An 18,630-nucleotide genomic window follows, 5' to 3' on the forward strand; every position below is an offset into this window, starting at 1 on the left:
GTGGAGAATCCGCGATTATCCCCGCCCGTAAGCCTTTCCCCAGCCACTCCTTGCTCGCGCCCCCGCATGTCCGCCGTATTCAACTTCACCTTCGTGCCCTGGTTCCGTTCGGTCGCGCCCTACATCCACAAATTTCGCAACCAGACCTTCGTCGTCGGCGTCTGTGGCGAAGCCATCGCGGCGGGCAAACTGCCGAATCTGGCGCAGGATCTGGCCTTGATCCAGAGCATGGGCGTCAAGATCGTGTTGGTGCACGGTTTTCGCCCGCAGGTGAACGAGCAGCTCAAGGCCAAGGGCCATGCCCCCCTGTATTCGCGCGGCATGCGCATCACGGACGAGGTCGCGCTGGATTGTGCGCAGGAGGCTGCCGGCCAGCTGCGCTACCAGATCGAGGCCGCCTTCAGCCAGGGCCTGCCCAACACGCCCATGGCGGGCGCCACGGTGCGCGTGCTCTCGGGCAACTTCATCACCGCGCGACCGGTGGGCATAGTCGATGGCGTCGATTTCCAGAGTTCAGGCCTGGTGCGCAAGGTCGACGTGGCCGCCATCCAGCACACGCTGAACATGGGCGCGGTGGCCCTGCTCTCACCCTTTGGTTTCTCGCCGACGGGGGAAGCCTTCAACCTGACCATGGAGGACGTGGCGACCTCGGTGGCCACTGCCCTGCATGCGGACAAGCTGATATTCATCACCGAGATTCCCGGCCTGCGCCTGCGTCCCAACGAACCGGAGTCCGAAGACAACCCGATCGACACCGAGCTGCCCCTGGCCGCCGCTGAAAAACTGCTGGCGGAACTGCCCCCGCCCGAGCAACCCAGCGATGCCGCCTTTTACCTGAAACATTGCATCCGCGCCTGCAAGGGCGGCGTGGAGCGCAGTCACATCATCCCCTACGCGGTCGATGGCTCCCTGCTGCTGGAAATCTACGTGCACGACGGCATCGGAACCATGATCGTGGACGAGAAACTCGAGGAACTGCGCGAGGCCACGGCGGACGACGTGGGCGGCATCCTGCGCCTGATCGAGCCGTATGAACAGGACGGCACCCTGGTCAAGCGCAGCCGCACGGAGATCGAGCGCGACATCGGCAACTACACCATCATCGAACATGACGGGGTGATCTTCGCTTGCGCAGCACTCTATCCCTACCCCGAGGCGCATACGGCCGAAATGGCGGCCTTGACCGTTTCCAGCGAATCCCAGGGTCAAGGCGATGGCGAGAAGGTCCTCAAGCGCATCGAACAACGCGCCCGGGCCATGGGGCTCAAGAGCATCTTCGTGCTGACCACGCGCACCATGCACTGGTTCATCAAGCGCGGCTTCCAGCAGGTGGACCCGGACTGGCTGCCCGAAGCCCGGCGCCGCCTGTACAACTGGGACCGCCGCAGTCAGGTTCTGGTCAAGAAACTGGCGTGAGCGACACAGCCCCGGTTGACCTGGCGGGCGCGATTCGGAGGCAGCGCAGGTGTCAGGCGGCCATCAGGGCAAGCGGGGGCGCCTGCTCGGACGAACCGCCACCCGCGCTGGACAGCCGGAAGACGGCCACGACCTGCACGAGTTCCTGCGCCTGCATCCGCAAGCTGCTCGCCGCTGCGGCCATCTGCTCCACCAGGGCCGCGTTCTGCTGTGTGGCCTGATCCATCTGGGTCACGGCTTCGCCGATCTGCGAGACCCCGGAACTCTGTTCGCTGCTGGCCGCGCTGATCTCGCCCATGATGTCGGTCACCCGCCGGATGCTGGACACCACCTCGCCCATGGTGCCGCCAGCCTGATCGGCCTGCATGCTGCCCTGCTGGACGCGTTGCACGCTTTCGCCGATCAAGGCCTTGATCTGCTTGGCGGCATCGGCCGAACGCTGCGCGAGTCCTCGCACCTCGCCCGCCACCACCGCGAAGCCGCGTCCTTGCTCACCTGCGCGCGCGGCCTCCACGGCCGCGTTGAGCGCCAATATGTTGGTCTGGAAGGCGATCCCATCGATGACGCCGATGATGTCCGAGATCTGGTGTGAGCTGTCGTTGATGCCCTTCATGGTATGGACCACCTGCTCCACGACCTCGCCCCCTTGCTCCGCGACGCTGCTGGCCTTGCGCGCCAGCTGATTGGCCTGCTGTGCGTTCTCGGCGTTCTGCCGCACGGTGGAGGACAGTTCCTCCATCGAGGCAGCGGTCTGCTGAAGAGCGCTGGCTTGGCGCTCGGTGCGGGCTGAAAGGTCCTGGTTGCCCTGGGCGATCTCGGTGCTGGCCATGGACACCGTGTCGGAGCTTTGCCGAACCCGCGTCACGACGTCAATCAGGGCCAAGCGCATGGTGTTCAGCGAAAGCAGAAGGTGGGCCAGCTCGTCGCGGCCAGCGGCATGGATTTCGCGACCCAGATTGCCCCGTGCAATCTCCTCGGTATGAGCCACCGCCTCCCGGATCGGACGGATCAGCGAACGGGTCAGCCAGATGGACAAGACCACGCTGGCCAGACAAACCAGCAGCACCAGGGCCAGGCTGAGCAGAACGGCCTGTTGCCCCTGTTCATGCGCGGCTAGCGCGAGCGCCTGGGCGTCCTTGCTTATCTGTAGGGCGGCATCGTCCAACAGACGCGCTGGCGCGCGGTCCATGCCGCTGACGGACTTGTCCCCCACGGGGGCAAGATACCCCGAGGTTTTGTAAGCCTCCAAGCCGCGTCGATAGCCTTCGCCCATCTTGCGATGTTCCAACAGGAATTGCTCGACCAGGCGGCGTGCCTCGCCCGTCGACAGGGTGTCGGTCAGCACGCGACCGGCCGCGCCGACTTCCTGCTCGGTTTTCTCGAAACTGGCCCAATGGCGATCCAGCAGCGCGGGGTCGCCACCGCGCAGCAGCACATTCTTCCATTCCTGCACCTGGGTCTTGAAACTGACCAGCATGCTGGTGACCAGTCGTTCATGCTGGTGGGTGGCGGCCACCTGAACGTCGAAGACCCGCAGGGCCTGATTGAGTTGGTAGATGCCCAGGAAGCTGGCGCCCAGCAAGGAAACGATGAGCGCCGCGATCGTCAACGGCAGCCGAACCCTGATCTGCATGATGCACCTCGCGCGGTTGATGCAAGCCAGAATGCCATCGGCGCGCGGACTGCAGGTCACGCCGCCGAACCCGGGGCCTCGCCAGCGGCGACGGCCCCACATCCGATTGTGAATTCAGGCCGCAACCCTTGTGAAGACGCTGCACGGATCCGTGCGCGCCCCGGCGCGTTTCAGACCAGCACCGCGGACAGGTTGACTTCGTCGATCTGCTCGGGCGCCAAGAAGCGCTCGGCGTACTGCAGATAGACGCGCTCGCGCACGAAGATCTCGAACAAGTCTGGGTCGATGTGCCCGCCCTTCTTCATGTTCGCCATGATGGACAGCGCCTGGGAGAGCTTCATCGGCGGTTTATAGGGGCGGTCGCTGGCGGTCAAGGCCTCGAAGATGTCGGCGATGCCCATCACGCGGGCCTGCACCGACATCTGCTCACGCGTGAGGCCCTTGGGGTAGCCCTTGCCGTCCATGCGTTCGTGGTGCCCCCCGGCGTACTCCGGCACATTGCGCAGGTGGCGCGGCCAGGGCAGCTGCTCCAGCATGTTGATGGTGGCGACGATGTGGTGGTTGATGATCTCGCGCTCCGGCTGCGTCAGCGTGCCGCGCGCGATGGTGAGGTTCTCGACCTCATTCGGGCTCAGGAAATCACTGTCCTGTCCGGGAGGGTCACCGGGCGCGCGCCAGCGCCGCTGTACCGCCATGTCGCGCACGCGGCGGATGTCCTCATCGCGCATGGCTTCCCCGCCTTTGTTCGCCCTGCGCAGGAAGTCGCGGTCCACGTCCAGGCGATCCAGTTCCTCGCGCATTTCGGATTCGAACCGTGCTTCTGCCTCGGCATCCACCACGGGCCGCAAGGCCAGTTGCTGGCGCAAGGCGGCGATCTCGGCGTCGCGCTTGAGCACCTCGACGCGGGTGTCCACCAGCCCGATGCGGTCGTAGATGGTTTCGAGTTTGGTGGCCTTGTCCACCACGTGCACGGGCGTGGTGATCTTGCCGCAGTCATGCAGCAAGCCGGCGATCTTCAACTCGTAGCGGTCCTTGTCGCTCATGGAGAAGCTGGCCAAGGGCCCCTCCTTGACGGCCGCAGCCGCGTCGGCCAGCAGCATGGTCAGTTCCGGCACGCGCTGGCAATGGCCGCCGGTGTATTCCGATTTTTCGTCGATGGCCTCGTTGATCATGCTGATCAAGGCCTCGAACAGTTCCTCGAGCTGCGCGATCAGTTGCCGGTTGGTCAGCGCGATGGCGGCTTGCGAGGCCAGGGATTCCACCAGGCTCTGGTCTGCAGGCAGAAAGGCCGTGACCTCGCCACTACCGGGCTTGCGAGCGTTCAGCAGCTGCAGCACGCCGATCACGCGATCCTCGTGGTTCTTCATCGGAACGGCCAGCATCGATTGCGAGCGATACCCTGTGCGCTGGTCGAAGGAGCGGGTGCCCGTGAAGTCGAACTTCGTGTTGTCGTAGGCGTCCGGAATGTTGACCGTGCTCTCGTGATTGGCGGCATAGGCTGCCACGGCGCGGTCGTTCGGCTTGTTGTCGGCGTCGTACAGCTGCACCAGCGGAAGTTCGATCTTTTTTCCCGTGGTGCCGCCCATGGCGATGCTGAGCGAGTCGGTGCGCATGATTTCGAAGCGCAGCGCACGCTCATCCTCGGTCACGCGGTAAAGGGTGCCGCCATCGGCGTTGGTGATTTCCTTGGCCGCGAGCAGGATGTTTTCCAGCAAACGGTTGGTGTCATGCTCGCGCGAAAGCGCCGTGCCGATGGCGTTCAGCTGCTCGAGGCGACGCAGCAGATCGGTCGTGAAATTGGCAGTGGTTTCGGTGTTCATGGTCGCGCTTTTTGTAACAGTCCTCGGCCAAGATGCCGAGGACAAACAAGGCGAGAGACTATCTTAGAACACCGGCGCTGCCTACCGGCATGACGGTAACAGTGCCCCAGTGGCGAGGAATTTCACGCTGGAAGCGCCAGCGCCGGACCCAGCGAACCGATGGCGGGCTGGGTTTTGCCCCCAGAGCGCTCTACCGGGACAACAGCATCCAGACGGAACATGGCCACGGCGGAAACCAGCTCCTGCGCCTGCGAGCGCAAACCCGTCGTTGCAGCGGCCAGTTGTTCCACCAGGGCCGCGTTCTGCTGCGTGGCCTGATCCATATTGGTCACCGCCTCACCGACCTGTGCCACACCGGAGCTTTGCTCGTTGCTCGCGGTGCTGATTTCAGCGACGATGTCCGACACCAGGCGAATGCTATTGACCACCTGTTCCATCGTCGTGCCGGCGCGGTCTACCAGGGCCGCGCCTTGCCCGACCTGATCAACGCTGGCGGTGATCAGCGCCTTGATTTCCTTCGCCGCCGCCGCACTGCGCCCGGCCAGCGTGCGCACCTCGCTGGCGACCACCGCGAAACCCCGACCTTGTTCGCCAGCGCGTGCGGCCTCCACGGCCGCGTTCAAGGCCAGGATGTTCGTCTGGAAGGCGATTCCGTCGATCACGTTGATGATGTCGACGATCTTGCGAGAAGACTCGCTGATGCCTTTCATGGTCTTCACGACCTCGCTGACGACTTCGCCACCCTGGATAGCCACGGTGCTCGCGCTTTGCGCCAACTGGTTGGCCTGCATCGCATTGGCGGCGTTCTGCTTCACGGTACTGCCCAGTTCCTCCATGGACGCGGCCGTCTGTTCCAGCGCACTGGCCTGGCTTTCGGTGCGAGAGCTCAAGTCTTGATTGCCCTGCGCGATCTCGGCGCTCGCCATCGACACGGATTCGCTGCCGCGACGGACCCTGGCCACCGTCGCCGCCATGGAGTCGCGCAAGGCCTTGATGCCATGCATCAGGCTGTGACCATCCCCGGATTTGAGCTCGACATCCACGCTCAAGTCACCTTCGGCCATGCGGTGCATGATGTGCCCGACATGCGCCGGTTCGCCCCCCAACTGGCGGACGATGCTGCGCACGATCAGAAGCCCGAAACCCAGCATGAGCAGAGCCAGGATCAGGGCACCCAGGCTGGAATGGAGAACACGCTGGAGAATCGAGGCATCCACCGTGTCGATGTAGACACCCGAACCGACGATCCACCCCCACGGCGCGAATCCTTTCACATGGGAGACTTTCTGCACGGGAGTCGAATGCCCAGGTTTCGGCCACATGTAATCCACGTCACCCGCGCCCTGGGCCTTCACGACCTTGACCATCTCCATGAACAAATGCTTGCCGTTCGGGTCTTTGTTCTGGGTCAGGTCATTGCCATCCAGCTCGGGGCGGATGGGGTGCATGACCATCCTCGGGTGCATGTCGTTGATCCAGAAGTATTCCGAACCGCTGTAGCGCAGCGCCTTGATGGCCGACATGGCGCGCTGCTTGGCCTCGTCCATGGACATCTGACCCTTGAGGGCCTGGTCGTGGAAATGCACCATCAGGCCATGGGCGACCTCGGTCGCCTGTCGCACCGCGTCCTTGCGCTCCTGGAGCAGCAGGCTGCGTTCGGACACCATGAAAAAAGCCAACAGCAGAATCAGGCCCAGGATGGCGCTGACGATCAAGGAGCCCAAGCGTTTGCCCAGACTCATGGAAGAGAATTGAAACACGGTACCCACTCCTTTAAAAACGCCCTTGCTGGCTGAATCCTGACAGGGCAAGGACGGTACTCGCTCTTTTTATTTCTGTAACACACTGTAACAATAACCAAGAAATCTGGCAAACACCATGCGGGGAACCACCCGAACACAAAAAAGCCGCTCGTGAAGATCACGAGCGGCTCTGTGCACGCCACCAGGCCCATTGAACCAGGCGACTCAAGTGTGTTTCATCATGAGTCGAGACAGCAGACCTGTAGCAACGAAAGCAATCAGGGCAAAACAGACGAAAGACCAGTTGGCGATGCTCAAGCCCAGGAAGGTCCAGTCGATGGCAGCGCAGTCACCCGATCCGCGAAAGATCATGGGCACGGCGCGCTGCAGCGGGAAGGCTTCGATCATTCCGTAGAAATCGCGACCGCAGCTGAGAATCTCCGGTGGATGCCATTGCAGCCAGCTCTGGCGCGCCGCGACGAAGGCTCCCAACACCGCCGACAGCAGCACCAGCCACCCGCCCACCAAATGCCTGGTGCGCCCCCGTAACCAGGCGGTGCTCCCCGCGAAGATGGCCACCAAAAGCAACGCGTAGCGCTGCACTATGCACATTGGGCAGGGCTCGAGACCCACGCCATGCTGCAGATAAAGGCCGAAGGCCAGCAGCCCCAGGCAGGCTAGAAAAATTAGAAAAAGAATGCGGCGCGGCGCATTCAGCACATCACACAGTTGTCGAAGCAGCAAGATCCGGTGTTCCTTCCACGAAGACGCGGGCTTTGCGCGGCGTCACTGCCAGCAGCTCACCCTCCGTCAATCCAAGCTCGCGGTATTGTGATGCAGGGATTTGCACCTCGATGACCGCTTGCCGCAACGATGGAGTCTGCTCCTCGGGCAAAAGTTCCAGACGGGCGATCGGACCGACCACGATCGCGCGCGACAAGCGAGCCGCGATGCCCGGCGCACCGGACGACCAGCGCCGCACCTCGAATTCGTGCGGGCGCACATAAGCAAAAGCCCGCGCGTCACGCGCGTCCCCGTGCTCGGGCGCGGCGATCTTGATCTCGCTGGCAACGCCGTCCAGATGCAGCGTGCCTTCATGGGCACGGCCATGGAAGAGGTTCACGTCGCCCAGGAAACCGTATACAAAAGGACTGGCCGGGTGCTCCCACACGTCTTGCGGAGAACCCACCTGCTCCACCACGCCACGGTTCATCAGCACGACCCGATCGGCCACTTCGAGTGCCTCCTCCTGGTCATGCGTCACGAAGATGCTGGTCACATGCAGCTCGTCGTGCAAACGGCGCAACCAGCGACGCAGCTCCTTGCGGACCTTTGCGTCCAGGGCGCCAAACGGCTCGTCCAGCAGCAGCACCTTGGGTTCCACAGCCAGCGCCCGCGCGAGCGCGATGCGTTGACGCTGCCCGCCCGACAACTGCGAGGGGTATCGATCCGCCAACCAGTCGAGTTGCACCAGCTTCAGCAGGTCCATGACCTTGGCCTTGATCTGCTTCTCGCTCGGGCGCTGGCTCCTGGGTTTCATGCGCAGACCGAAGGCCACGTTGTCGGCCACCGTCATGTGACGGAACAAGGCGTAGTGCTGGAACACGAAGCCGATTTGGCGATCGCGCACATGCTTGTCCGTGGTGTCCTCGCCGGAGAAGTAAATGTTGCCACTGTCGGCTGTTTCCAGACCAGCAATGATGCGCAGCAACGTGGTCTTGCCGCAGCCCGAAGGGCCCAGCAAGGCCAGCAGTTCACCGGAAGCGATGTCCAGGTCGACTTCGTGCAGGGCACGGAAGTCGCCGAAATATTTGTTGACCTTGCGGATTTCTATGCTCATGGAATTCTGGCTTTCTCAGGCAGCGGAAGCGGCGGCTGGGACGGAAACGGTGGAAGCGGAGCCGGGGTTCTCCGGTGGCGCATCTTTCGTGGCGGCCCGATCGCGCTCATGCTTCCACTCAGCGAAGGTTTTGAGCACCAGGGTCACCACCGCCAGCACAGCCAGCAAGGAGGCCACGGCGAAGGCGGCCACCGACTGGTACTCGTTGTAGAGGATTTCGACATGCAGCGGAATCGTGTTGGTCTGGCCGCGGATATGGCCGGACACCACCGACACCGCGCCGAACTCGCCCATCGCGCGTGCGTTGCAGAGGATCACACCGTACAGCAAGCCCCACTTGATGTTGGGCAGGGTCACATGCCAAAAGGTCTGCCAGCCATTCGCGCCGAGCACGATGGCGGCCTGCTCCTCCTCATTGCCCTGGGCCTGCATGAGCGGGATCAACTCCCGGGCGATGAAGGGGAAGGTCACGAAGACCGTGGCCAGCACGATGCCCGGCACGGCGAAGATGATTTTGATGTCATGCTCAGCCAGCCAAGGGCCCAGCCATCCTTGCGCGCCGAAAAGCAGCACGTAGACCAAGCCGGAGACCACGGGCGAGACCGAGAACGGCAGGTCGACCAGGGTGGTGAGAAAAGCCTTGCCTCGAAACTCGTACTTGGCGATGGCCCAGGCTGCGGCCACACCGAACACCAGGTTCAAGGGCACGGCGATGCCCGCGGCAATCAGCGTGAGCTTGATCGCCGACCAGGCGTCTGGCTCCAGCAAAGCGGCGAAATAGGCGTCCCAGCCCTTGCGCAGGGCTTCGGTCGCCACCGCCGCCAGGGGCAGGACCAAGAACAGCGCGATGAAACCCAGGGCCAGCGCGATCAGCGTCCAACGCACGAGGGGCGTCTCCGTGGTCAGGACGCGTTTTTTGCGCACATCCAAGGGCGCGCGGGTGACCGGAGCAGAAGCAGTCGAACTTGTCATCGCGTCAGGCTCCGGAACGCTTGCGCTGCCAGGCTTGCAGGCCATTGATCACCAGCAGCAGCACGAAGGAAATCAGCAGCATCACGACGGCGACAGCGGTGGCGCCCGCGTAGTCGTACTGCTCCAGCTTGGAGATGATGATGAGCGGGGTGATCTCGGAGACCATGGGCATGTTGCCGGCGATGAAGATCACGGAGCCATACTCGCCCACGGCGCGCGCGAAGGCCATCGCGAAACCCGTCAACAGGGCAGGCAGGATGCTGGGCAAGATCACATGGCGGAAAGTCTGCCAGCGCGTCGCGCCCAGGCAGGTCGCGGCCTCCTCCAACTCCTTCTCGGTGTCTTCCAGCACCGGCTGCACCGTGCGCACCACGAAGGGCAGGCCAATGAAAATCAGCGCAATCACCACGCCCGTGGGGTTGTAGGCCAGCTTGATGCCCAGAAAACCAAAAATTCCGTCCGGTTCGAAATGCTGACCGATCCAGCCATTGCCCGCCAGCAGCGCGGTCAGCGAAATACCTGCCACGGCTGTGGGCAGCGCAAATGGCAGATCTACCAGCGCGTCAACGATCTTCTTGCCCGGGAACTTGTAGCGCACCAGCACCCAGGCCACCAGCAGGCCAAACACGAGGTTGACCAAGGCGGCGATCAGCGAAGCGCCGAAAGTCAGTCGGTAGGACGCCAGCACACGCGGCGAGGCCACCGCCGTCCAGAACTGGTCCCAAGTCATCGTGAAAGACTTGAAGAACAGCGCGGACAGCGGGATCAACACAATCAGGCTGAGGTACAGCAGTGTGTACCCCAGCGTGAGGTTGAAACCAGGCAACACCCGCCGCGGCCTGCGGCGCGATGAAGAAGCCGCCGGGCTGGAAGCTGGCACGACGGCGGGGGCAGCAATTGCAGTCATTCAGGGCTTATTTGACGGTATAGATCTGGTCGAACTTGCCACCGTCGTTGAAGTGCACCTTCTGCGCTTCGGCGGCGCTCCCGAACACCTCGGAAACGGTGAACAGCTGGATGGGCTTGAACGTTGCGGCGTTCTTCTTCAGCACGGCTTGCGATGTCGGGCGCAGCGCATGCTTGGCAGCGATCGCCTGGGCTTCATCCGTGTAGAGGAAATCGAGGTAGGCCTTGGCCACATCGCCCGTGCCTTTCTTTGCCACGGTGCGCTCGACCACGGCCACCGGGTTCTCCGCCACCACGCTGATGCTCGGATAGACGGCCTCCACCTGCCCGGCGCCGAATTCGTTGACGATCGAGATCACCTCGGACTCGAAAGTGATCAGCACGTCACCGATGTTGCGCTGCAGGAAGATGCCCGAGGCGTCGCGACCGCCCTTGCCCAGCACGGGGGCGTTCTTGAACAGCTTGCCGACGAACTCAGCCGCCTGCGCGTCCGTGCCGCCCTTCTTTTTCACGTAGCCCCAGGCTCCCAGATAGGTCTGGCGGCCGTTGCCGCCCAGCTTGGGATTCACCACCACGACCTGCACGCCCGGCTTGACCAGGTCATCCCAGTCCTTGATGCCCTTGGGATTGCCCTTGCGCACCACGAAGATGTGCGTCGACAGGGTGGGTGTGGCGTTGTTGGGGAATTTCTTGGTCCAGTCCTTGGCCACCAGACCTTTGTCGGCCAGGAACTCGACGTCGGTCACGGTGTTGAAGGTCACCACGTCGGCATCCAGTCCATCGGCCACGGCACGCGCCTGCGCGCTGGAGCCGCCGTGCGACTGGTCCACCTTCACATCCTTGCCGGTTTTTTTCTTGTACCAGGCACTGAAGGCGGGGTTGATTTCCTTGTAGAACTCCCGTGCCACGTCGTAGGACGAGTTCAGCAAGCTGACCTGCTGCGCTTGCGTGAACTGGGTGGCACCCAGGGCCAGGACGGCCAGGGCCAGGGTGACGGTCTTTTTCAGGTTCATGGGGTCTCTCTTTTCAATTGGGTGCTAGATGCCAGCAAGCAGGGCCTGTGGGCGGCAGGGACAGGATTTTCCTTGCCCGTCTTTCAAACTCAAAAGATGTTTATCTTGTTAGCTCATAACCAATATGTCTGATCATCGTTCAAGCAAGCAAAGGGGTCGGCACATCGCGCCGGCGCAAGCCACCGTCACCGGCCTCGCTGGCCACCAGTGATTGCAGCAGCGCCACGCCCAGCGGCCATTCACCATGCCCTGACTCGACATTGATGTGCCCGGCGTCAGGAATGCGCACGAATTCGCTACCCCAATTGCGGGCGTAGGCCCCGCACAAGCGGATCGGACAGTAGGGGTCGTTGTTGCTGGCCACCACGATGCTGCGGTAAGGGAGCTTGCGGCTCGGCACGGGCGCAAAGTCGCTGAGGATGGAGCGGCGCTCAGGATCGGCCGGCGCCACCAGCAAGGCACCTCGAATGCGTGCCTCGGCATCTTCTGACAGGTGGTTGACGGCAATGCAGCCCAAACTGTGTGCCACCACCACCACTGGCAACGGCTGGCCCTGCTCGTCCACCTGAGCCAGGATGGTCTGGCGAATACATTCCACCCAGGCTGCGCGGGCGGGGGTCACCCAATCGTCCTGCTGCACGCGCACGGTGTTGGCATAACGCTGCGTCCACAGCGTCTGCCAGTGCCCTGGGCCCGAATCTCGCCAGCCCGGTACGATGAGTATGCGCACCGCTTCCGCCACGCCCGCCCTGCTTTCTCTGGTCTTTCGTTTCCGGCCGCCCTTGGGCTGCCTTATTTGTTCGGCTGCGGCGTCACGCGCAGATAGGGCTTGACGGTCTTGTAGCCCTTGGGAAAGCGCCGGGCGATCTCGTCCGCGTCCTGCAAACTGGGCACGATGATCACGTCATCGCCATCCTTCCAATCAGCCGGTGTAGCGACCTTGTGGCTGTCGGTCAACTGCAGCGAGTCGACCACGCGCAGCAGTTCGTCAAAGTTGCGACCCGTGCTGGCCGGATAGGTCAGCGTCGCGCGGATGGTCTTCTTCGGGTCGATGAAAAACACGCTGCGCACGGTGGCCGTGGCGGAGGCCTTGGGGTGGATCAGGTCGTAGAGCTCGGACACCTTGCGATCCGCGTCGGCCAGGATAGGGAAATTGACCGTGGTGTGCTGCGTCTCGTTGATGTCGGGGATCCACTGTTGGTGCTTGTCGACCGGGTCCACGCTGATGGCGATCGGCTTGACGCCGCGCTTGGCGAACTCGCCCGACAGCGCGGCAGTACGGCCCAGCTCGGTGGTACAGACCGGCGTGAAATCGGCCGGATGGGAAAACAGGATGACCCAGGAATCTCCCGCCCATTCATGGAACTTGATGAGGCCAATGCTGGAATCCTGCGTGAAATCAGGGGCCGTGTCGCCCAGTCGTAGCGTCGCCATGAGAATCTCCTGCGTATGGAAAAGGGCTGCCCATTCTGAATGGGCACCCGAAAGATTCCAACGAATATCTGGCTGTAAGCAAATAACCGGCAAGCATGAGCCGCGCACCCCGGCCGGGCATCGGCAGCACGGCCGCACGCATCAGGCGATGCGCATTCAGGGCATCAGATCAGTTCTGAAGCTGCGCCAGATGGTCATGCACGCGAACTGCCAACGCGCATTCGGCGGCGGCGGTCAATGCTGGCAGGCGCCCGTCCAAGGCCGTTTGAACCAGTTGAACCAAGACGCCCGGTTGGGGCGTCACAGGCCCGAGAAACAGCGGTGTCGGTCCTCTCATCAGCAACAACGTGGGGAAGTTCTCCACTTCAATATCCGCAAGAACCTCGCTTTCGTCCTCGATGTCGATCCAGGCAAAGCGGGCCGCACCGTCGAACTGACGCTGGAGCGACTCGAACAGAGGCTGGTAGGCGCGACAGTTGTGGCACCAGTCGGCGCACAGACAGACCACCTGCAGAACGCTGGCTTCGGAAGGATTGCTGCTCATGCCCCGAGTGTGCACCATCCAAGCGACAGGCACGAGCCGCAACCATGTGGCTGCCCTACCGGGCCTGAAGCCCTGGGCACAGAGGGGCCATCCCCGACGAGCGCATGGTTTGGCCCGCGGCGCCGTGGCCCCCACGCCATGAAGCCGCAAAACCGGGCACCCCGCGCAAGGACTGACGCGACCTGCGTAAAAACCCTCTTTGCCCTACCCGCACAGGCGTCAAAGATGCAGGGTCTGGCGCAGTCCAGGCAATCCACACAACGAAGGAGACAGCGATGACACAGAGCAAGACGACCCGACGACGCAGCCTGCTCAAGGGCGCTGCGGTGGCGGCTGGCGCCATGTCGGTGCCGATGGTCAGCACGGCCCAGACCACGACCTGGCGTTTTCAAAGCACCTGGCCGGCCAAGGACATCTTCCACGAGTTCGCAAGCGACCTGGCCAAGAAGATCAATGACATGGCTGGCAACCGCATGAAGGTCGAGGTTCTTCCCGCCGGCGCGGTGGTGCCCGCCTTTCAATTGCTGGACGCGGTAGCCAAAGGCACGCTGGACGGCGGTCACGGTGTGGTGGCCTACTGGTACGGCAAGAACCAGGCTGTGGCCCTGTGGGGTTCGGGCCCGGCATTTGGCCTGGATGCCAATGGCGTGCTGGCCTGGCATTACTACGGTGGCGGCAAGGAATTGCTGGACGAGATCTATCGGAGTCTGAACCTGGAGGTCGTCTCCAAGCTCTACGGCCCCATGCCCACGCAACCACTGGGTTGGTTCAAGAAACCCATCGCGCGGGTGGAAGATCTCAAGGGTCTGAAGTTCCGAACCGTGGGCCTGGCGGTGGACGTGTTCACCGAGATGGGTCTGGCCGTGAACCCGCTGCCCGGTGGCGAAATCGTGCCCGCGCTGGACCGTGGTCTGCTGGATGCCGCGGAATTCAATAATGCGTCGAGCGACCGCCTGCTGGGCTTTCCCGACGTGGCCAAGAATTGCATGCTGCAGAGCTTCCACCAATCCAGCGAGCAATTCGAGGTGCTCTTCAACAAAGGCAAGTACGACGCGCTGCCGGATGAGCTCAAGTCGGTCATTGACTACGCTGTTCAGGCCGCCAGCGCCGACATGAGTTGGAAGGCCGCCCACCGTTACGCCACGGATTACGCCGAGATGCAGAGCAAGCAGGGCGTGAAGTTCTACAAGACCCCCGACGCCATCCTGCGCGCGCAGCTCGCGGCCTGGGACAAGGTCACGGCCAAGAAGTCCGCCGAGAACCCGACCTTCAAGAAGGTGATGGACTCGATGCGCGCCTTCGCGCAACGGACGGGCCGCTGGAAGAACGACACGGAAGTCGACTTCAAGATGGCCTGGAACCGCTACTTCGCCCAGCGACGCACCTGAGGTCGAATCGTGGTGTCGGGCGGACTTGGCCTCAAGGCCGCCCGACCACCTCTCAACGAGGACGCCCACGCCCAGGCGTCCTCGCCATTTTGACGCGCGAACCAGCTTCCCTCCCTGACCCCCATATGCAAAAAATGCTGCTCGGGATCGACACCCTGTCGATCTTCATTGGAAAAGTGGCCGCCTGGGCCGTGGTCGCCTTGACGGCCCTGATCAGCTGGGAGGTGTTCTCCCGCTACGCCTTGAATCAACCCCATGCCTGGGTGCTGGACGCGCAGATCATGCTGTACGGCACCCTCTTCATGCTGGCCGGCGCCTACACCCTGGCCCAGAACGGCCATGTGCGCGGCGACGTGCTCTACAGCTTCTTCAGTCCCCGCGCCCAGGCTGGCGTGGACCTGACGCTGTACTTCATCTTCTTTCTGCCGGGCATCATCGCCATGACCTGGGCCGGCTGGACCTATGCGCAGGAGTCACTGGCGATCCGCGAGCAGACGTTCTCCGCCACGCCACTGCCGCTTTACCCCTTCAAGTTCGTGATCCCGATCGCGGGCGCCGCGCTGCTGATCCAAGGCTGCGCGGAGATCATCCGTTGCCTGATCTGCCTGCGTGAGGGGCGCTGGCCCCAGCGTGGCGCCGATGTCCAGGAGGTGGATGTCGCGAAACTCAAGGAAATGGTGCATGTGAAGGACAGCGACATCCTGGCCCTGGACCGGGAGCTGCAAGCCAAGGAGGGCAAGGCATGATGCGCCGAGAACTCCGATTCGGTTTTTCCATCATGGCGGTGGTGATCACCGCCATCCTTTGGCTGCTGCTGAGCGTGGACACCATCACCCATGGCCATCAGGGCCTGCTGATGCTGTCGCTGGTGGTGATCGCCATCATGTTGGGCTTCCCGACAGCCTTCACGCTGATGGGCATGGGCATGATCTTCACCTGGCTGGCCTACGATGGTGATATCCACCGCACGTTGGATCTGATGGTGCAGGCTGCCTACAAAAGCATGGCCAACGACGTGCTGATCGCCATTCCCCTGTTCGTGTTCATGGGCTATCTGGTCGAGCGCGCCAACCTGATCGAGAAACTCTTCAAGAGCATGCATCTGGCCATGGCGCGTATCCCGGGCTCCCTGGCCGTGGCGACACTGGTCACCTGCGCCATCTTCGCCACGGCCACCGGCATCGTGGGCGCCGTGGTCACGCTGATGGGCCTGCTGGCACTCCCGGCGATGTTGAAGGCTGGCTACAGCACGCCGATGGCCGCAGGCGCCATCACGGCGGGCGGTTGCCTGGGTATCCTGCTGCCGCCTTCGGTGCTGCTCATCCTCTACGGCGCCACGGCGGGGGTCTCGGTCGTCCAGCTCTACGCGGGTGCATTTTTCCCTGGCCTGATGCTGGCGGGCCTGTACGTGGCTTACGTGATCTTGATGGCCAAGCTCAAGCCAAGCTGGGCGCCCCCCCTTTCTGCCGAAGAGCGCCGCGTCGAGTTGCCGCCGCTCACCCAGGCCCTGCCAGCTCAGACCGAGCAATATGCGCCCAAACACCTGCTCCAGGCCATCGGCAGGACACTCAAGGGCCACCGCAATGCCCATGTGTCGCTGGCCTACATGCTGCGTCAGTTCGGTCTGCTGCTGCTCCCGGGCCTGCTGTTCCTGCTGCTGGCCATCAGCACCTGGCGCGCCGTGACCATCGTGCCGCCCGAGGTCGTGTACGACATCCAGCCCATCGGCTTCTCCAACAGCCCCCCGTCGCCCCTTGATTCCGGCGACGGTCTTCAGGAGCCACCACTCGACGACAGCGGGCTGCAAGAACCTCCGCAGGCCTACGGCCTGCAAGAGCCCCCGGGCGCGCAGGACGACGGCGCGCTCGCCGAGCCACCTGGCGCCGCGTCGCCGGCGGAAACGGCCTCCGGTGTCGCCGAACCGCCCGTGCCTGAGGCGCCAGCGGCCGAGGCAAGCACACAGCCCGCGCCCACCTGGTGGTGGATCAGTTTCGCGCTGCTGGGCGCGGCCACGACGCTCTTCTACCTGTTCCTGAGCTTCGCGCGCCTCGAAATCTTCAAGATGCTGCTTGGCTCCTTCTTTCCCCTGGTCGTGCTGATCTTGGCGGTGCTGGGCTCCATCGTCTTCGGCCTGGCCACGCCCACTGAGGCCGCGGCCATGGGTGCCCTGGGCGGTTTCCTGCTCGCGGCGGCCTACAAACGGCTGAACATGACCGTGCTCAAGGAATCGGTCTACCTGGCCGCCAAGACCTCGGCCATGGTGTGCTGGTTGTTCGTGGGCTCCGCCATCTTCTCGTCCGCGTTCGCGCTGCTGGGTGGGCAGGAACTGATCGAACGCTGGGTGCTGTCCATGAACCTGACCCAATTCGAGTTCATGGTGCTCTCGCAGATCGTGATCTTCCTCCTGGGTTGGCCGCTGGAATGGACAGAGATCATCGTGATCTTCATGCCCATCTTCATTCCCCTGCTGGCCCACTTCAATGTTGACCCGCTGTTCTTCGGGCTACTGGTAGCGCTGAACCTTCAGACGGCCTTCCTCTCGCCGCCGGTGGCGATGTCAGCCTTCTACCTCAAGGGCGTGGCGCCGCCGCATGTGACCCTGAACCAGATCTTCCTGGGCATGATGCCTTTCATGGGCATCCAGATCCTGGCCATCGCGCTGCTATACATTTGGCCTTCCATCGGCCTGTGGCTGCCCACCCTGCTCTACAGGTAGCCAGCGGAACGGCACCACGAGCCGAGCGCTCGCGGTGCCGGTACTTCAGGCCAGGGCGCAGGCGCTGCGGATGTCTGCTGCGAAGGCATCCACGGCCTCGGGCGTGGTGTCCCAGGCGCACATCAGACGGCAACCACCGCCCGCGATGAAGTCATAGAACTTCCAGCCTTGCGCGCGCAGTGTGCTGATGGCCTTTTGCGGCAGAAAGGCAAACACAGAATTGACCTGGGGCGCATGCGGAACGCGCACACCCTGGATATCCTTGATCGCGTCGTGCAGGCGCTGGGCCATCGCGTTGGCGTGGCGCGCATTGCGCAGCCACACGTCGTCCTGCAGCATGCCGATCCAGGGCGCCGAGATGAAGCACATCTTGGACGCCAACTGGCCGGACTGCTTGACCCGGTAGGCGAAATCCTCACTCAGGGTCTTGTCGAAGAACACCACGGCCTCCCCGACGGGCAGGCCATTCTTGGTGCCACCAAAGCACAACACATCGACCCCGGCCCGCCAAGTGATGTCCGCGGGCGAGCAGCCGAGCGCGGCCACCGCGTTGGCAAAACGCGCGCCGTCCATGTGCACCTTGAGCTTGCGGCGTTTGGCGATGGCGGCAATGGCGCGCACTTCCTCGACCGTGTAGACCGTGCCAAGTTCGGTCGCCTGGGTGAGGCTCACCACCTTGGGCTTGGGGTAATGGATGTCGGCGCGCCGAGTGACCAGTTGCTCTACGGCATCCGGCGTGAGCTTGCCCAGCTTGGCTGCGGCGCTGTCGTTCTCGGCGATCAGCAACTTGCTGCCGTTGGAGAAGAACTCAGGCCCGCCGCACTCGTCGGTCTCGATGTGCGCGACCGGTGTGCAGATCACCGAGTGGTAGCTTTGACACAGGGAAGCCAGTGCCAGGGAATTGGCCGCCGTGCCGTTGAACACGAAATAGACGTCGCAATCGGTCTGGAACAGCTGCCTTAGATGTTCGCAGACCCGCTGCGTCCATTCATCATCACCATAGGCGGGTTGATGGCCGCTGGCGTTGGCCTCCAGAAACCAGTGCATGGCCTCCGGGCAGACTCCAGCGTAATTGTCACTGGCGAAATGTTGACGCGTGGTGTTGGGCGTGGGCGCGGAGGTCAGGCTGCTCATGAGAGAAATGGAATGGGTGCAAAGATGCTGATTCTCTCAAGGACAGCGCATTCCCGCTCGATGACCTGTCGC

Annotated in this window: 16 protein-coding genes; 4 read left to right on the top strand and 12 right to left on the bottom strand. The window is 63.1% G+C overall.

Going from position 1 to position 18,630, the window contains the following annotated elements:
• The first annotated feature begins 66 nt into the window (after positions 1 to 66).
• Positions 67 to 1,416: an amino-acid N-acetyltransferase gene (gene argA / locus AZ34_RS10415; RefSeq protein WP_035607822.1), complete on the top strand. Its 1,350-nt coding sequence runs from the start codon at positions 67 to 69 to the stop codon at positions 1,414 to 1,416.
• Between the two features lie 52 nt (positions 1,417 to 1,468).
• On the opposite strand, the gene AZ34_RS10420 is transcribed toward argA, so the two are convergent.
• From AZ34_RS10420 to AZ34_RS10470, 11 genes are all read right to left on the bottom strand, one after another.
• Entirely contained in the window at positions 1,469 to 3,049 is a 1,581-nt protein-coding gene (locus AZ34_RS10420) for a methyl-accepting chemotaxis protein (protein WP_035611452.1), read from the bottom strand.
• Positions 3,050 to 3,219: 170 nt separating this feature from the next.
• The gene (locus AZ34_RS10425) at positions 3,220 to 4,869 is read right to left on the bottom strand and encodes an HD family phosphohydrolase (RefSeq protein ID WP_051509683.1); all 1,650 of its coding nucleotides are present in this window, start codon (positions 4,867 to 4,869) and stop codon (positions 3,220 to 3,222) included.
• 122 nt (positions 4,870 to 4,991) lie between these two features.
• Complete coding sequence (locus tag AZ34_RS10430) at positions 4,992 to 6,611, bottom strand: methyl-accepting chemotaxis protein (RefSeq protein WP_035607824.1); 1,620 nt, start codon at positions 6,609 to 6,611, stop codon at positions 4,992 to 4,994.
• Positions 6,612 to 6,836: 225 nt separating this feature from the next.
• Complete coding sequence (locus AZ34_RS10435; RefSeq protein WP_231495584.1) at positions 6,837 to 7,352, bottom strand: disulfide bond formation protein B; 516 nt, start codon at positions 7,350 to 7,352, stop codon at positions 6,837 to 6,839.
• Positions 7,333 to 8,451, bottom strand: a complete 1,119-nt coding sequence (locus AZ34_RS10440; protein ID WP_035607827.1) for a sulfate/molybdate ABC transporter ATP-binding protein — start codon at positions 8,449 to 8,451, stop codon at positions 7,333 to 7,335. Before AZ34_RS10440 ends, AZ34_RS10435 begins: the two co-directional genes overlap by 20 nt.
• Before the next feature lie 15 nt (positions 8,452 to 8,466).
• On the bottom strand, positions 8,467 to 9,423 hold the full coding sequence (gene cysW / locus AZ34_RS10445; protein ID WP_051509684.1) for a sulfate ABC transporter permease subunit CysW: 957 nt from the start codon (positions 9,421 to 9,423) through the stop codon (positions 8,467 to 8,469).
• Positions 9,424 to 9,427: 4 nt separating this feature from the next.
• Entirely contained in the window at positions 9,428 to 10,330 is a 903-nt protein-coding gene (gene cysT / locus AZ34_RS10450) for a sulfate ABC transporter permease subunit CysT (protein ID WP_035607830.1), read from the bottom strand.
• 7 nt (positions 10,331 to 10,337) lie between these two features.
• Positions 10,338 to 11,342: a sulfate ABC transporter substrate-binding protein gene (locus tag AZ34_RS10455; protein ID WP_035607834.1), complete on the bottom strand. Its 1,005-nt coding sequence runs from the start codon at positions 11,340 to 11,342 to the stop codon at positions 10,338 to 10,340.
• A gap of 139 nt (positions 11,343 to 11,481) precedes the next feature.
• Positions 11,482 to 12,072: an RBBP9/YdeN family alpha/beta hydrolase gene (locus AZ34_RS10460; protein WP_231495506.1), complete on the bottom strand. Its 591-nt coding sequence runs from the start codon at positions 12,070 to 12,072 to the stop codon at positions 11,482 to 11,484.
• Positions 12,073 to 12,134: 62 nt separating this feature from the next.
• The gene (locus AZ34_RS10465) at positions 12,135 to 12,776 is read right to left on the bottom strand and encodes a peroxiredoxin (protein ID WP_035607839.1); all 642 of its coding nucleotides are present in this window, start codon (positions 12,774 to 12,776) and stop codon (positions 12,135 to 12,137) included.
• Between the two features lie 169 nt (positions 12,777 to 12,945).
• Entirely contained in the window at positions 12,946 to 13,320 is a 375-nt protein-coding gene (locus AZ34_RS10470; RefSeq protein ID WP_035611463.1) for a thioredoxin family protein, read from the bottom strand.
• 275 nt (positions 13,321 to 13,595) lie between these two features.
• Between AZ34_RS10470 and AZ34_RS10475 the strand changes: the two genes are divergently transcribed.
• The 3 genes from AZ34_RS10475 to AZ34_RS10485 all read left to right on the top strand — a co-directional run bounded on the left by AZ34_RS10475 (position 13,596) and on the right by AZ34_RS10485 (position 17,424).
• Positions 13,596 to 14,708, top strand: coding sequence for a TRAP transporter substrate-binding protein (locus AZ34_RS10475; RefSeq protein WP_035607842.1), 1,113 nt, complete (start codon positions 13,596 to 13,598; stop codon positions 14,706 to 14,708).
• 125 nt (positions 14,709 to 14,833) lie between these two features.
• A complete protein-coding gene (locus AZ34_RS10480) occupies positions 14,834 to 15,454 on the top strand; it encodes a TRAP transporter small permease subunit (RefSeq protein WP_035607845.1) in 621 nt (206 codons plus the stop codon).
• On the top strand, positions 15,454 to 17,424 hold the full coding sequence (locus AZ34_RS10485; protein WP_081767328.1) for a TRAP transporter large permease subunit: 1,971 nt from the start codon (positions 15,454 to 15,456) through the stop codon (positions 17,422 to 17,424). The genes AZ34_RS10480 and AZ34_RS10485 overlap by 1 nt, the downstream gene beginning before the upstream one ends.
• A 45-nt stretch (positions 17,425 to 17,469) precedes the next feature.
• On the opposite strand, the gene AZ34_RS10490 is transcribed toward AZ34_RS10485, so the two are convergent.
• Entirely contained in the window at positions 17,470 to 18,558 is a 1,089-nt protein-coding gene (locus tag AZ34_RS10490; protein ID WP_051509686.1) for a threonine aldolase family protein, read from the bottom strand.
• Positions 18,559 to 18,630 lie beyond the last annotated feature (72 nt).

The sequence above is a fragment of the Hylemonella gracilis str. Niagara R genome (genome assembly GCF_000600295.1).
Lineage (GTDB): Bacteria > Pseudomonadota > Gammaproteobacteria > Burkholderiales > Burkholderiaceae_C > Hylemonella > Hylemonella gracilis_A.